The 15,276-nt window shown below is 72.5% G+C and carries 11 protein-coding genes; 8 read left to right on the forward strand and 3 right to left on the reverse strand.

From position 1 onward, the window contains the following. Positions 1–72 precede the first annotated feature (72 nt). Complete coding sequence (locus OIB37_RS30540; protein ID WP_330460835.1) at positions 73–552, forward strand: hypothetical protein; 480 nt, start codon at positions 73–75, stop codon at positions 550–552. 61 nt (positions 553–613) lie between these two features. Here OIB37_RS30540 and OIB37_RS30545 read toward each other — a convergent pair whose 3' ends face one another. Beyond that, positions 614–1,816: a saccharopine dehydrogenase family protein gene (locus OIB37_RS30545; protein WP_330460836.1), complete on the reverse strand. Its 1,203-nt coding sequence runs from the start codon at positions 1,814–1,816 to the stop codon at positions 614–616. Between the two features lie 385 nt (positions 1,817–2,201). Here OIB37_RS30545 and OIB37_RS30550 point away from each other — a divergent pair, with 385 nt between their 5' ends. The 3 genes from OIB37_RS30550 (at position 2,202) to OIB37_RS30560 (ending at position 7,105) form a co-directional block, all read left to right on the forward strand. Beyond that, positions 2,202–3,584 (forward strand): CaiB/BaiF CoA transferase family protein, encoded by a 1,383-nt coding sequence (locus OIB37_RS30550; protein ID WP_330460837.1) that lies wholly within the window; start codon positions 2,202–2,204, stop codon positions 3,582–3,584. A gap of 87 nt (positions 3,585–3,671) precedes the next feature. Next, positions 3,672–4,886, forward strand: coding sequence for an acetyl-CoA C-acetyltransferase (locus tag OIB37_RS30555; RefSeq protein ID WP_330460838.1), 1,215 nt, complete (start codon positions 3,672–3,674; stop codon positions 4,884–4,886). A 41-nt stretch (positions 4,887–4,927) separates the two neighbouring features. Next, positions 4,928–7,105 (forward strand): 3-hydroxyacyl-CoA dehydrogenase NAD-binding domain-containing protein, encoded by a 2,178-nt coding sequence (locus tag OIB37_RS30560; protein ID WP_330460839.1) that lies wholly within the window; start codon positions 4,928–4,930, stop codon positions 7,103–7,105. Positions 7,106–7,138: 33 nt separating this feature from the next. On the opposite strand, the gene OIB37_RS30565 is transcribed toward OIB37_RS30560, so the two are convergent. Then, positions 7,139–8,008, reverse strand: coding sequence for a MerR family transcriptional regulator (locus OIB37_RS30565; RefSeq protein ID WP_330460840.1), 870 nt, complete (start codon positions 8,006–8,008; stop codon positions 7,139–7,141). Between the two features lie 209 nt (positions 8,009–8,217). On the opposite strand from OIB37_RS30565, the gene OIB37_RS30570 reads away from it, so the two are divergent. Both OIB37_RS30570 and OIB37_RS30575 read left to right on the forward strand, forming a co-directional pair. After that, the gene (locus OIB37_RS30570; protein ID WP_330460841.1) at positions 8,218–9,684 is read left to right on the forward strand and encodes an amino acid permease; all 1,467 of its coding nucleotides are present in this window, start codon (positions 8,218–8,220) and stop codon (positions 9,682–9,684) included. A gap of 42 nt (positions 9,685–9,726) precedes the next feature. Beyond that, a complete protein-coding gene (locus tag OIB37_RS30575) occupies positions 9,727–10,215 on the forward strand; it encodes a macro domain-containing protein (RefSeq protein WP_330460842.1) in 489 nt (162 codons plus the stop codon). A 75-nt stretch (positions 10,216–10,290) separates the two neighbouring features. On the opposite strand, the gene OIB37_RS30580 is transcribed toward OIB37_RS30575, so the two are convergent. Continuing rightward, on the reverse strand, positions 10,291–11,823 hold the full coding sequence (locus tag OIB37_RS30580) for a M1 family metallopeptidase (protein ID WP_330460843.1): 1,533 nt from the start codon (positions 11,821–11,823) through the stop codon (positions 10,291–10,293). A gap of 173 nt (positions 11,824–11,996) precedes the next feature. Between OIB37_RS30580 and OIB37_RS30585 the strand changes: the two genes are divergently transcribed. Together OIB37_RS30585 and OIB37_RS30590 are read left to right on the forward strand one after the other, a co-directional pair. Next, positions 11,997–13,946 carry a Xaa-Pro dipeptidyl-peptidase gene (locus OIB37_RS30585; protein WP_330460844.1) on the forward strand — a complete coding sequence of 650 codons (1,950 nt, stop codon included), beginning with the start codon at positions 11,997–11,999 and terminating at the stop codon, positions 13,944–13,946. Positions 13,947–14,144: 198 nt separating this feature from the next. After that, positions 14,145–15,272: an oxidoreductase gene (locus OIB37_RS30590; RefSeq protein WP_330460845.1), complete on the forward strand. Its 1,128-nt coding sequence runs from the start codon at positions 14,145–14,147 to the stop codon at positions 15,270–15,272. Positions 15,273–15,276: the final 4 nt, after the last annotated feature.

Raw genomic sequence — 15,276 nt, forward strand, 5'->3', positions numbered from 1 at the left:
GCGCGAGACATGATCCGGTCCGAGGACGAGACTTGATCCGGTCCGGGGACGAGACATGAAAGGGGCTCCGGGGTGTACGAACTCCAGGCAGTGATAGCCAGGGACGAGGTGCTGCGTGCCGTCGCGCGCGGCCTCGCCGCGGCCGCGACGGCGCCGGTCGGCCAGGGCTTCTCGCTCATGCCGATGACGCGCGAGCTGTTCGACGGCGTCACGGACGGCAGCGCGGCGGAACCCCTGGGGTTCTGGCGGCTGCCGGCGGGCTTCGACGGCACCCTGGCCCGGTGGTCCACCACGGGAGCCGTCGCCTACGTCGAGTCCGAGTACTTCGGTGGCGTCGGCGAAGAGCGGGCAGCCGTCTGGGACGGCGGGGCACTCGTGCTGGGGCCGCTGCACCTGCCGGAGGGACAGGCGTTCCCGCGCGACGGCGGTCCGGTCTCCCAGGCACTGCGACGCCTGGGAGTGGTGGCAGGAGCCACGGAGGACGAGTTCACCGCGGTGGGCCTGGACCGCCATCGGTGCGGCGAGGACTGGATCGCCGCCGGGCGCGGGTAGAGCCGATGGCCGTCAACTGCCGTTTTCGGTCGGTAGTCGACGGCTCGCGGCGTCCTGGGTGTCAGCCGGCGGTCGTAGGGGCCTGCTCCCGTTCGGCCGCCACCCGGAACGTGATGCCCGCCGCGCGCAGCCGCTCGGTCAGGGCGTCGCCCATCGCGGTGACCGTGGTGACCTGGCCGGATGTCGGCGGGGTTGGGTCGAACGCCAGGCACAGGGCCGATTCGGCGAACATCTTGGCCGTCTCGTCGTAACCGGGGTCGCCGCCCGAGACCTCGGTGAAGACGCGGCGGCCGCCGCCCTCGCCGACGAAGCGCAGCCGGAACCAGCTCTTCGCCCGCTTCTCGGGGCTCGGGCCGTCGCCGGGCCTGAGACGGTCGGACAGCCAGCGCCGGGCGGACGGCAGTTGGGCGGCGGCCGCGAGTGCGGTGACCGCGGCGGCGCCGCCCGCGGCGACCGGCAGGTGCCTGACCGCGGCGTAGTGCCGGTAGCGGAAGTCGGGGCCGTACCGGTCCAGGGCCTTGGCCGAGCGGCGCACGATCTGCGGGTCGAGCGTCGGCAGCGGGAGTGCCCAGGCGCCGACCTCCCTGGCGAACCGGGGCGCGCCGGCCGGGGCGGCCACCCGGCGGTCCATCAGGCGCGGTTCGTGGCGGCCGCGGTCGCGGGCCGCGGCCCGCATCCGCCGGCCGCGCGCGAACTGGTTCAGGGCCGAGGCCAGCGTGCCCCCGGAGAAGGCCGCGTCGGCGGTCACGAAGCCGTCCACGGTCAGCGGCACCCCCTCGGGCAGCTGCCGCACCGTGAAGTACACGCCCAGGTCGTGCGGCACGGAGTCGAATCCGCAGGCGTGCACGAGGCGGGAGCCGGTCTCCCGCGCGCGTGCGTCGTGCCGGACGTACATCAGGTCCACGAACTCGGGCTCGCCGGTCAGGTCGAGGTAGTCGGTGCCGGTGTCCGCGCAGGCGGCGACGAGTTCCTCGCCGTAGGTGAGGTACGGCCCCACGGTCGTGGCCACCACGCGCGCGTGCTCCGCGAGAGCGCGCAGGGTGGCGGGATCGCCCACGTCGGCCCGCAGCACCCCGACGCCCTCGCCGCCGGGCAGCCGCTCGCGCAGCCGTTCCAGCTTCTCCTCGTCGCGGCCCGCGATCGCCCAGCGCAGGCCTTCGGGCGCGTGCGCGGCGAGGTACTCCGCCGTCAGCGTGCCCACGAAGCCGGTGGCTCCGAAGAGGACGATGTCGTAGGGACGGTCTGTCCTGTTCAGCCTGCTCATGGCACCCCTTGGTCGTGCAGCCCGTGCCGCTGTCGGTGGCTGAGGCTAGCGTGAGGAGTGCGGAGTCGGACGACCAGCCCGGAGGCAGCGGTGGCGGTGGCCAGGAATGCCCTGAAGAAGCGGGAGAAAGCGCGCGGGTCCGCGCTCTCCCCGCCCGGCGCCGGGCTCGCGGGGCCGCCGTGCGACCGGATCGAGGAGAGCCGTCGGGCGGGTCGCCCCCCGAGCGGTTGACAGCGGAACCCGTCGCGTTCCGGCCTTCCGCGGCACCGGCTCGCCGGGCACTTGGCTAAGCGCTTGCTCGTTAGGTCTTGTGTCCGGTCGGACACGTTCTTAGCATCACCGGTGTTACATCAGTTGTGTCACACGCGCTTGGGGGCTGGACGGCATGACGAAGGCACAGACGCCAGGGCGGCACGGCCCGCTGCACGGCGTGCGCGTGGTCGAGCTGGCCGGCATCGGGCCCGGGCCCTTCGCCGCCATGCTGCTGGCCGACCTCGGCGCCGACGTGGTCCGGGTGGACCGCCCGGGCGGCCCCGGCCTCGGCATCGACCCCGCGCACGACGTGACCAACCGCAACAAGCGCTCGGTGATCGTCGACCTCAAGACGCCGGACGGACCCGCGCGCGTGCTCGACCTCGCCGAGCGCGCCGACATCCTCGTCGAGGGCTACCGCCCCGGCGTCGCCGAGCGGCTCGGCATCGGCCCCGAGGCCTGCCACGCCCGCAACCCCCGTCTGGTCTACGGCCGCATGACCGGCTGGGGCCAGGACGGCCCCCTCGCCGAGCGCGCCGGCCACGACGTGGCCTACATCGCCGTCACCGGCGCCCTCGGTATGACCGGGCGCCCGGACGAGCCCCCGGCCTTCCCCGCCAACCTGCTCGGCGACTACGCGGGCGGCTCCCTCTACCTCGTCGTCGGCGTCCTCGCCGCACTCCACCACGCGCGCGAGAGCGGCGCCGGGCAGGTCGTGGACGCCGCGATCGTCGACGGTACGGCGCACCTCTCCGCGATGATCCACGGCATGCTGGCCGCGGGCGCCTGGCAGGACCGGCGCGGCGCCAACCTGCTGGACGGCGGCTGCCCGTACTACGGCACCTACGAGACCGGTGACGGCCTGTACATGGCCGTCGGCGCACTGGAGCCGCAGTTCTACGCCGAGTTCCTGCGCCTGCTCGACCTGGAGGACCTGGCGTCTGCCCAGCTGGACTGGGCACGCTGGGGCGAGCTGCGCGAGGCCCTCGCCGCCCGCTTCAAGTCCCGTACCCGGGCGGAGTGGACGGCCGTCTTCGAGGGTTCGGACGCCTGCGTGGCCCCCGTGCTGTCCCTGCGCGAGGCCCCGCACCATCCGCACCTGGCCGCCCGCGGCACCTTCACCGACCACGGCGGCATCACCCAGCCGGCCCCCGCCCCCCGCTTCTCCGCCACCCCCACCGCCGTCCGCACCGGCCCCGCCCTGCCCGGCACCGGCACCCACACGGTCGCCCAGGACTGGAACATCCCAGCCCTCGCGCCGGACGGGCCGACTGCCGCCCCCGGCAAGTCGGGCCCCGGCACGCCCGCCCTCGCGCCGGACGATCCCGCTCCGGCCCTCGGCACGCCCGCTCCCGCGCCGGACGGGTCCGCTCCCGCGCCGGACGGGTCCGATCCCGCGCCGGACGGGTCCGCTCCCGCGCCGGACGGGTCCGCTCCCGCGCCGGACGGGTCCGATCCCGCCACCCCCGTCCACCCCGCGCGCCCGACCGACGCCCCCGCCGCAGGCGGCGCCTGACGCCGCGTCACCGATTCGCCCGCCCGGCGACGACCTCGCCCGACCTCGCCCGACCCCGCTCGGCCCACCCTCCCGAAAGGCATCCCAGTGAGCACCGAAGCGTACGTGTACGACGCGATCCGCACCCCGCGCGGCCGCGGCAAGGCGAACGGCGCCCTGCACGGCACGAAGCCCATCGACCTGGTCGTCGGCCTCATCCACGAGATCCGCGACCGCTTCCCGGACCTCGATCCGGCCGCCGTCGACGACATCGTGCTCGGCGTCGTCGGCCCCGTCGGCGACCAGGGCTCCGACATCGCCCGGATCGCCGCGGTCGCCGCCGGACTGCCCGACACGGTCGCCGGCGTCCAGGAGAACCGCTTCTGTGCCTCCGGCCTGGAGGCCGTCAACATGGCGGCCGCCAAGGTCCGCTCGGGCTGGGAGGACCTGGTCCTGGCCGGCGGCGTGGAGTCGATGTCCCGGGTGCCGATGGCCTCCGACGGCGGTGCCTGGTTCAACGACCCGATGACCAACATCGCCACCAACTTCGCCCCGCAGGGCATCGGCGCCGACCTCATCGCCACCATCGAGGGCTTCTCCCGCCGCGACGTCGACGAGTACTCGGCGCTGTCCCAGGAGCGCGCCGCCACCGCCTGGAAGGAGGGCCGCTTCGACCGCTCCGTGGTCCCCGTGAAGGACCGCAACGGCCTGGTCGTCCTCGACCACGACGAGCACATGCGCCCCGGCACCACCGCCGACTCCCTCGCGAAGCTCAAGCCCTCCTTCGCGGACATCGGCGAGCTGGGCGGCTTCGACGCGGTCGCGCTGCAGAAGTACCACTGGGTGGAGAAGATCGACCACGTCCACCACGCGGGCAACTCCTCCGGCATCGTCGACGGCGCCTCCCTCGTCGCGATCGGCTCCAAGGAGATCGGCGAGCGCTACGGCCTCACCCCGCGCGCCCGGATCGTCTCCGCCGCCGTCTCCGGCTCCGAGCCCACCATCATGCTCACCGGCCCCGCCCCCGCCACCCGCAAGGCGCTCGCCAAGGCCGGCCTGACCATCGACGACATCGACCTCGTCGAGATCAACGAGGCGTTCGCCGCGGTCGTCCTGCGCTTCGTGAAGGACATGGGCCTGTCCCTGGACAAGGTCAACGTCAACGGCGGCGCCATCGCGCTGGGCCACCCCCTCGGCGCCACCGGCGCGATGATCCTCGGCAGCCTCGTGGACGAACTCGAGCGCCAGGACAAGCGTTACGGCCTCGCCACCCTGTGCGTGGGCGGCGGCATGGGCGTCGCCACCGTCATCGAGCGCGTCTGAACTCCCCGCGGAACCACGAGACCTCAACGGAGACGACTGTCATGACCGAGAGCACCACCATCCGCTGGGAGCAGGACGACACCGGTGTCGTCACCCTCGTCCTGGACGACCCGGACCAGTCCGCGAACACCATGAACCAGGCGTTCCGCGACTCCCTCGCCGCGATCACCGACCGGCTGGAGGCCGAGAAGGACTCCATCCGGGGCATCATCCTCACCTCCGCCAAGAAGACCTTCTTCGCCGGCGGCGACCTGCGCGACCTGATCCGCGTCACCCCCGAGACCGCCCAGGAGCTCTTCGACGGCGGCCTCGCCATCAAGCGGAACCTGCGCCGCATCGAGACGCTCGGCAAGCCCGTCGTCGCCGCCATGAACGGCGCGGCCCTCGGCGGAGGCTTCGAACTCGCCCTGGCCTGCCACCACCGCGTCGCGCTCGACGCGCCCGGCTCCAAGATCGGCTGCCCCGAGGTCACCCTCGGCCTGCTCCCCGGCGGCGGCGGGGTCGTCCGCACCGTCCGCCTGCTCGGCATCGCCGACGCCCTGCTGAAGGTGCTCGTGCAGGGCACCCAGTACAGCCCCCGTCGCGCGCTCGACAACGGGCTCGTCCACGAGGTGGCCGAGACCCCGCAGGACATGCTCGCCAAGGCGCGCGCCTTCATCGACGCCAACCCCGAGTCGGCGCAGCCCTGGGACAGGCCCGGCTACCGCATCCCCGGCGGCACGCCCGCCAACCCGAAGTTCGCCGCCAACCTGCCGGCCTTCCCCGCCAGCCTGCGCAAGCAGACCGGCGGCGCTCCCTACCCGGCTCCGCGCAACATCCTCGCCGCGGCCGTCGAGGGTGCTCAGGTCGACTTCGAGACCGCCCAGGTCATCGAGGCCCGCTACTTCGTGGAGCTGGCCGCCGGGCAGACCTCGAAGAACATGATCCAGGCCTTCTTCTTCGACCTCCAGGCCGTCAACTCCGGCGCCAACCGCCCCAAGGGCGTCGAGCCCCGCAAGGTCCGCAAGGCTGCCGTCCTCGGCGCCGGCATGATGGGCGCCGGCATCGCCTACTCGTGCGCCCGCGCGGGCATCGACGTCGTCCTGAAGGACGTCTCCCTGGAGGCGGCCCTCAAGGGCAAGAGCTACTCCGAGAAGCTGTGCGCCAAGGCCGTCGCCCGGGGCCGCACCAGCCAGGAGAAGGCCGACGCGCTGCTCGCCCGCATCACCCCCAGCGCCGACGTGGCCGACCTTGCCGGCTGCGACGCGGTGATCGAGGCCGTCTTCGAGGACACCACCCTCAAGCACAAGGTCTTCCAGGAGATCGAGTCCGTCGTCGCGCCCGACGCGCTGCTGTGCTCCAACACCTCCACCCTGCCCATCACCGCCCTCGCCGAGGGCGTCGAGCGCCAGGGCGACTTCATCGGGCTGCACTTCTTCTCGCCCGTCGACAAGATGCCGCTGGTGGAGATCATCAAGGGCGAGCGGACCGGCGACGAGGCCCTCGCGCGCGCCTTCGACCTGGTCCGGCAGATCAACAAGACGCCGATCGTCGTCAACGACTCGCGCGGCTTCTTCACCTCCCGGGTGATCGGCCACTTCATCAACGAGGGCGTCGCCATGATCGGCGAGGGCATCGCGCCCGCCTCCGTGGAGCAGGCCGCCGCCCAGGCCGGCTACCCCGCCAAGGTGCTCTCCCTCATGGACGAGCTGACCCTCACCCTCCCGCGCAAGATCCGAAACGAGACGAAGCGGGCCGTGGAGGAGGCCGGCGGCACCTGGACCCCGCACCCCGCCGAGGCCGTCATCGACCGGCTCGTCGACGAGTTCGACCGCCCCGGCCGCAGCGGCGGCGCCGGCTTCTACGACTACACCGAGGACGGCAAGCGGGCCGGACTGTGGCCGGGCCTGCGCGAGCACTTCGCCAAGCCCGGGTACGAGATCCCCTTCCGCGACATGCAGGAGCGAATGCTCTTCGCCGAGGCGCTGGACACCGTACGGCTCCTCGAAGAGGGCGTGCTGACCTCGGTCGCCGACGCCAACATCGGCTCCGTCTTCGGCATCGGCTTCCCGGGCTGGACCGGTGGCGTGCTCCAGTACATCAACGGCTACGACGGAGGCCTGCCCGGCTTCGTGGCACGCGCGCGTGAGCTCGCCGAGCGCTACGGCGAGCGGTTCACGCCGCCCGCGCTGCTCGTGGCGAAGGCGGAGAAGGGCGAGACCTTCACCGACGCGCGCTGAGGCGCCGCCTCACACGCCGCCCTCCACGCCGTCTCACGCACCGGGCGCACCCCGGGGACGCTCGTCGTCCCGGGGTGCGCCCTCGGCGTCCTTCAGCCATTCCCGCAGCTCCTGCTTCAGGGACCGCTGGAACGCCGTGAGCAGGGCCTGCACCACCAGCGGCTCCATGTGCGCGGACAGCGAGCGCACGTCCCGCGCGTCCCGTTCGCGCACCGCGTCCCGCAGCAACCGCGACATCTCCTGGGCCGCGGCGCGGGAGTGCTCCATGAGCGCGGTGCGGGCCGCGAGGATCACCTCCTGGGACAGCGGGACGTCCAGGAGCTGCACACCGAGCCGGAGCAGAGCGGAGTCGACGCGGTAGGCGTTCCCCCCGCCTTCCCCGTTCTCTCCGGCCTCCCGGCTCTCTCCGGCCTCCCGGCTCTCTCCGGCCTCCCGGCTCTCTCCGGCCTCCCGGCTCTCTCCGGCCTCCCGGCTCTCCCCGTGCTCTCCGTCCTCGGCGCGGGCGATCATGTCCAACGCCATCAGCCGGCGCACGTCCTCGTCGCTCAGCGGACGTCCGGCCCGCCGGCCCAGCTCCTCGCGCGTGAGCGTCTCCACCGCCTCGGGGGCCCACGAGGACACCACGGCCCGGTGCACGGCCAGATCCTGCTCGGTCAGGTCGGCCGGCAGGTGCCGCAGATACCGCTCGATCGCGGCGAGCGTCATGCCCTGGAGCTGCAGCTCGTCGATCAGCGCCAGCCGGGCCGCGTGCGCGCGCCCGTACCGCCCCACCCGGCGCGGACCGATCTCCGGCGGCGGGAGCAGCCCGCGGCTGCTGTAGAAGCGGACCGTGCGCACGGTCACGCCCGACCGCGCGGCCAGCTCGTCGATGGTGAGGGTCGGCTCCTCGGCCTCGGTCGTCATGTCGAGCAGTATTGCTGTCTCACCAAAGGTGTGTAACCCGGGGAGGTCGTGTGAGAAGAGCCGCTCTGTGACCTGGACCACCGCAAATCGGTGATCTCTCTGAGAAACTGCTGGCTTGGTCTGTACCACTCTTCGCCGAGCCGGTGCGGGCCGGACTGTACCGACCCCGGGCCCTCGCGGTCCGGGCGCACCAGGAAAGTGGAACCACCGTGAGCAAGGACGCCGTGGAATCGGCACCGGCCACCGCCCCTGCGCAGGTGGCCCAGGCTCCCGCGGACGCGGGTGACGCCGGCTACAGCAAGGACCTCAAGGCCCGCCATGTCAACATGATCGCGATCGGCGGCGCCATCGGCACCGGCCTTCTGCTGGGTGCCGGCGGCCGCCTGCACAACGCGGGCCCCGCCCTCGCCGTGGCCTACCTGGTCTGCGGCGTGTTCGCCTTCTTCGTCGTACGCGCCCTCGGCGAGCTCGTCCTCTACCGGCCCTCGTCCGGGTCCTTCGTGTCGTACGCGCGCGAGTTCCTCGGCGAGAAGGGTGCCTACGTCGCCGGCTGGATGTACTTCCTGAACTGGTCGACCACCGGCATCGCCGACATCACCGCGATCGCGCTCTACACGCACTACTGGAGCATGTTCACGACCATCCCGCAGTGGGTGCTCGCGCTGATCGCCCTCGCGGTGGTCCTGGCGGTGAACCTGATCTCCGTGAAGATCTTCGGTGAGATGGAGTTCTGGTTCGCGATCGTCAAGGTCGCCACCATCGTCGGCTTCATGCTGGTCGGCATCTTCCTGCTCGCCACCCAGCACAAGGTCGGCGGCCACACCCCCGGCCTCGGCGTGATCACGCAGCACGGCGGGCTCTTCCCGCACGGCATGATGCCGGCCGTCCTGGTCATGCAGGGCGTCATCTTCGCGTACGCCGCGCTGGAGCTGGTCGGCGTCGCGGCCGGCGAGACCGCCGAGCCGCAGAAGGTCGTCCCGCGCGCGGTCAACTCGATCATGTGGCGCGTGGCCCTCTTCTACGTCGGCTCCGTCGTCCTCCTCGCCCTGCTGCTGCCCGGCTCGGTCTACTCGGGCGACCAGAGCCCGTTCGTGACGGTGCTGTCGAAGATCGGCGTGCCGGCCGCCGGCGACGTGATGAACCTGGTCGTGCTGACCGCCGCCATGTCGTCGCTGAACTCCGGCCTGTACTCCACCGGCCGCATCCTGCGTTCCATGGCGATGGCGGGCTCGGCGCCCAAGTTCACCGCCCGGATGAACCGCAGGCAGGTCCCCTACGGCGGCATCCTGCTCACCTGCGGGGTGTGCGTGCTCGGCGTCGGCCTGAACTACCTGGTGCCGTCCCAGGCCTTCGAGATCGTGCTGAACGTCGCCTCCCTCGGCATCATCAGCACCTGGGTGATCATCATGCTCTGCCACGTGGTCTTCGTCCGGCGGGCCAAGGCGGGCCAGGTCACCCGGCCGAACTTCCGCCTCAAGGGCAGCCCCGTCACGGAGATCGCCACGATCACCTTCCTGCTGGTCTGCCTCGGCATGATGTGGAACGACCCCGAGGTCGGCCGCAAGACCCTGCTGCTGATCCCCGTCATCGCCGTCCTGCTGGTCGCCGGCTGGTTCGGCGTGCGCCGCCGGGTCTCCGCCACCGCCGACAAGGAACTGGCGAACCTCACGAAGTAGCGGCTCGGAGCCACTGCCAGTGGCAGCGCCTACGGTGGCGTCATGTCGGATATCAGGTATGTCCGGGGTGACGCCACCGCTGTGTCCGGGGCCGGCGCCCAGGTGATCGCCCATGTCTGCAACGACATCGGGGGCTGGGGGAGAGGCTTCGTCCTGGCGCTCTCGCGCCGCTGGCCGGAACCGGAGGCGGCGTACCGCGCCTGGTACCGCGGCCGGGCGGACAACGACTTCGCTCTGGGCGCGGTCCAGCTGGTCCAGGTCGAGCCGCGCCTGTGGGTGGCCAACATGATCGGCCAGCACGGCATCGCACGGGGCGGCAAGAGCGTCCCCGTGCGTTACGAGGCGATCGACACCGCCCTCGGCCGCCTCGCCCCAAAGGCGGCCGAGCTCGGTGCCCGCGTGCACATGCCCCGCATAGGCTGCGGCCTCGCGGGCGGACGGTGGTCCCACGTCGAGCCGCTCGTCACCGAGCGGCTGGTGAAGCGGGGGATCGCGGTGACGGTGTACGACGTGGGGGAGAGCGGGGGATGACCGTTCACCGGGGATGGGCGTTCACCGGAATGACCGTTCGCCGGGACGACCGTTCACCACCCGCTCTCCGGGACGTCAGTGCACGTCGTTCGTCGCCTCGATCTTCTTCCACGACCTCGGCTGGACGACCGCCCCGGCCGCTGCGGCCGTGTCGCCCGGACCGGCCGCCCTGCCCGCCTTGGCCGGTCCGGTGAGGGTCGCCACGCCCCCGGCCGGAGCCGCCGGCTTCACCGGCTGGAACAGCCAGGTGTCGAACAGAGCGGCCAGCGGCTTGCCGGAGACCTCCTCGGCGTACTTCTGGAAGTCGGCGACGGAGGCGTTGCCGTAGGCGTGCTCCTTCGGCCAGCCCTTCAGGACGGCGAAGAACGCGTCGTCGCCGATCTCGTCGCGCAGCGCCTGGATGGCGAGCGCGCCCCGGTCGTAGACGGCGAGGTCGAACTGGGCGTCCGGGCCCGGGTCGCCGGGCTTGACCGTCCAGAACGCGTCGTCGGCCGGGTGGGAGGCGTACACGTAGTCGGCGAGCTCCCGCGTGGTGCCCTCGCCCTCGTGCTCGGACCACAGCCACTGCGCGTACCGGGCGAAGCCCTCGTTGATCCAGATGTCCTTCCAGCCCTTGAGCGACACGTCGTCGCCGTACCACTGGTGGGCCAGCTCGTGGACGACCACGGAGGTGTTGGAGCCGTTCGCGAACTGCTTCGGGCTGTAGTAGACGCGGGTCTGCGTCTCCAGCGCGTAGCCCGTGGTGGTGTTCGGTACGTACCCGCCGGCCGAGGCGAACGGATACGGCCCGAAGTAGCCGCTCAGCCAGTCCACGATCTCCCCGGTGCGCTCCACACTGGCGCGCGCGGCTCCGTCGTTGGCGCCGAGGTCGGTGCTGTAGGCGTTGATCACGGGCACACCGCCGTCGGAGGTGCCGGTCGTGATGTCGAACTTCCCGAGGGCGAGCGTGGACAGATAGGTCGCCTGGGGCTTGTCCTGCCGCCAGTTGTAGCGCGTCCAGCCCAGCTTCGAGCTGGTCGACTGCAGGGTGCCGTTGGAGATGGCCTGGGTGCCGTCCGGGACGGCGACGGAGACGTCGTAGGTGGCCTTGTCGCTGGGGTGGTCGTTGCTCGGGAACCACCACCAGGCGGCCTCGGGCTCGTCGGCGGCCACCGCGCCGTCGGGGGTGCGGTGCCAGGTGGTGAAACCGTAGGCGCTCTTGGCCGACGGCACCCCGCTGTAGCGGACGACGACGGTGAGGGGCGTCCCCTTGGCCAGCGGCGTGTGCGGGGTGACGACCAGTTCGTGCTGTCCGGACGCCGCGAAGGACGCCTTGGCCCCGTTGACCCGCACCTCGCTCACGTCCAGCAGGAAGTCCAGGTCGAAGCTGGAGAGATCCTGCGTGGTCCTCGCCAGGATGGTCGCGGTGCCCTGCAGTTCGTCCGTCCGCGGCTGGTACTGCAGCCGCAGGTCGTAGTGCGAGACGTCGTAGCCGCCGTTGCCGTAGTACGGGTAGTAGGGGTCGCCGATGCCCGGCGCTCCGGGGGAGTGGCTCGCGGCCGATGCCGGGATCGCCAGCAGGAGGGAGGCCGCCGCCAGTGCTCCCGGCGCGATGATTCTGCGGTGCACGTCAGCTCCAAGTCGTCGGGACAGGAAGTCTGTTCGGAGCCTATTCAGACCCGGTGACCCCTGCCCTGTCCATGGCCCCTCGTGTCACACGATTGCCATCCGGCCGTCACGAGTCCCACCGGTCACCGTGATGCCCCCTTCTGTGCGGGAGTTGGCCGGAGTACCGTCCGCCCATGCCGAAACGTACGCGCTTCACGCTCTGGAGAACGTTCGTCACCGCGGCCGTCGCAGCCCTGACGGCCGCCCTCCTCACCCCCGCCGCCGCTCAGGCCGCGCCCCGCGAAAGCCGGCCCGTGTACTCGTACGCGCACGCCGTCCGCGAGTCCGTCTGGGTGGACACCGGCCTCGACGGGGACGGCGACGGGCGCACCGACCGCGTCGCCGCGGACATCGTCCGCCCGTCCGAACCGGCCCGCCAGGGCCACAAGGTGCCCGTCATCATGGACGCCAGCCCGTACTACTCCTGCTGCGGGCGCGGCAACGAGAGCCAGCTCAAGACGTACGACGCGCAGGGCAACGTCGTCCAGATGCCTCTTTTCTATGACAATTACTTCGTTCCTCGCGGCTATGCCTTCGTCGGTGTCGACCTGGCCGGCACCGACCGCTCCGACGGCTGCGTCGACGTCGGCGGCCGCTCCGACATCCAGTCCGCCAAGGCTGTCGTCGACTGGCTGAACGGCCGCGCCAGGGCCTACAGCAGCCGTACCGGCGGCACCCCGGTCAGGGCCGGCTGGAGCAACGGCAGGACCGGCATGATCGGCAAGAGCTGGGACGCCACGATCGCCAACGGCGTCGCCGCCACCGGCGTCAAGGGTCTGAAGACCATCGTCCCGATCAGCGGCATCTCCTCCTGGTACGACTACTACTTCGCCCAGGGCGCCCCGCTGTACGACGGCGGCCCCGACGAACTGGCCGGCTACGTCGAGAGCGACGACGCGACGGCCCACTGCGCGGCCGTACAGCGGAAGCTCGCCGACGGCAGCCCGCGCAGCGGCGACTGGACCCCGCTGTGGACCGAGCGGGACTACGTGAAGGACGCCGGGAAGGTCCGCGCCAGCGTCTTCCTCGTGCACGGCATGCAGGACCTCAACGTCCGCACCAAGCACTTCGGTCAGTGGTGGGACGCGCTCGCGAAGCACGGGGTCGAGCGGAAGATCTGGCTCTCCCAGACCGGGCACGTCGACCCCTTCGACTACCGGCGCGGCGCCTGGGTCGACACCCTGCACCGCTGGTTCGACCACGAACTCCTCGGCTACGACAACGGAATCGACCGCGAGCCGATGGCCGACATCGAGCGCCACCCCGACCAGTGGGTCACCTCCACGGCCTGGCCGCCGCACGGCACCGCGGCCACCACCCTGCGTCCGGCCCCCGGCACCACGGCCGGTGTCGGCACGCTGGGCCTGCGCACGGCCCACGGCACCGCGTCCTTCACCGACGACCCCGGACTCGGCGAGACGGACTGGGCCGCCCACCTCACCACGCCCACACCGGAGAAGGCCGGCTTCCTCACCGCCCCGCTCGGCCGCGACCTGCGGCTGTCCGGCTCCTCCCGGGTGACCGTCACCGCCACCCCCTCCACCGCCTCGGCCCACCTGACCGCCGCCCTGGTGGACCTCGGACCGGACACCATCCGCGACTACGCCGACGCCGCCGAGGGCATCACCACCCTCACCGACCGCACCTGCTGGGGCGAGAGCACGGCCGGGGACAGCGCCTGCTTCAAGGCCACCCGGGCGAAGACCGTCGGTGTCGACTACACGGTGATCAGCCGCGGCTGGGCCGACCTCGGCCACCACGCCTCCCTCGACCGGGGCGAACCGCTCACCCCGGGCCGGGCCTACACGATGACCCTGGACCTGGCGGCCACCGACCACGTCGTCCCCAAGGGCCACCGCCTGGCGCTGATCGTGGCGGGCACGGACAAGGACCTCATCGACCCGCCGTCCAGCCGGCCCACCCTCACCCTGGACCTGTCACGCACGACCGCCGTCGTTCCGGTCACCGGTGGCGCGGCCGCCTTCGCCCGCGCCACCTCGGGCGGCGCGCACCCCGCTCCCGCACCGCGGACCTGGAACGGCGTCCGGGCACCGCAGACCGCGCGGCACGTCCCCGCGAGCTGACGGCTCTCCGGCACCCCTGCCGGTGCCGGGCGGTGGCGGGCGCCCAGCCCTCCGGGGCCGCGCGCCCGCCACCGCCCGGCACCGGTGCCTGACGCCCGCCACGCCCGGCGCCGGTACGCCTCGCGCCGGGCGTGGCGGGCGCTGACGGAATATGTCATGCCGTGCTCACATCCGTCCCGGCGTGGGGATACTCACAGCATGTGCGCCGCATACGCGACCTTCGGCCTGGCCCCGGCGATCCGCGCAGGCGGTGTCCTCGCCGACGGCGGCCACCGGGTCCACCGCGACTTCGTGGACTTCATCGTCGACGGACGCCCGCTGCTCCTGCTGCTCTCCGACCTCGACGCGGTCTCCCCGCTCGCCTCCGACGTCCCGCCCGCCGTCTTCACCGCACAGGTGAGCGCCCTGCTGCTGGAGACCGCACCGCCGCTCCCGGACGGCCGGTTCGTGATCTACGGCTGCCCCGAGTGCGAGGACCTGGCCTGCGGCGCGGTCACCGCCGTCATCGAGCGCGACGGCGACGACGTCGTCTGGCGGGATTTCGCCTGGCAGACCGGCGAGCACGCGGACCTGGAACGTGACGGCTACCACGGCACGGGCCCGTTCCGCTTCCGCGGCCCCGAGTACCGCACCGCGCTCAGGGCCCTGAGCGGCACGGAGCTGATCGACACGGAGCGGAACGACACGGCACTGAGCGGTACGGAGCTGATCGGCACGGCACGGATCGGTACCGCCCCGCTCGACGAGGCCGATGGCCGGGCCGGGGCGCGCCGCCGGGTGCTGCTGATCGGTGCCCGGACCGCTGTTCTCGCCCGGCCGGCCGCCGCGCTGCGCGCCATCGGCATCGGCGCGGAGATCACCCCGGACGTCGTCGACGTCGCCGCGGAGGAACTGCGCGGCTACGGCGCCGTCGTGTTCGCGCGAGCGGTCGGCGAGCCGGAACGGGCCGCCGTACGCGAGGCGTTCGAGCGCGCCGGGGCGGACGTCGCCTATGTCGACGAGCGGGTCCCGGCCGTGCCGCTGCTCGTCGCCCAGGTGGAGCAGGCCCTGGACCGCGGTCCGCTCCGCCACCGGCGGCTCACCGGGCTGGCCGTCGCCGACGGTGCCGCGCACCTGGAGGTGGCCTTCCCCTGCCGGGTCCGTGTCACCGCGTACCGCCTCGGACGGTTCCACCGCACCCACGTCCAGGAGGCCTTCGACGGCGTCCTGGAGGCCGGCCGGCACCGCGTCGCGCTGGACCCGGGGGCGGTACGGGGCGAGTCGGCCGTGGTGGCCAGGGCGTCCGGGAGCGTGCTGGTGGAGCGGGTGGAGGGGGTGGCCGGGTGAGGCT

Source organism: Streptomyces sp. NBC_00820 (assembly GCF_036347055.1).
Lineage (GTDB): Bacteria > Actinomycetota > Actinomycetes > Streptomycetales > Streptomycetaceae > Streptomyces.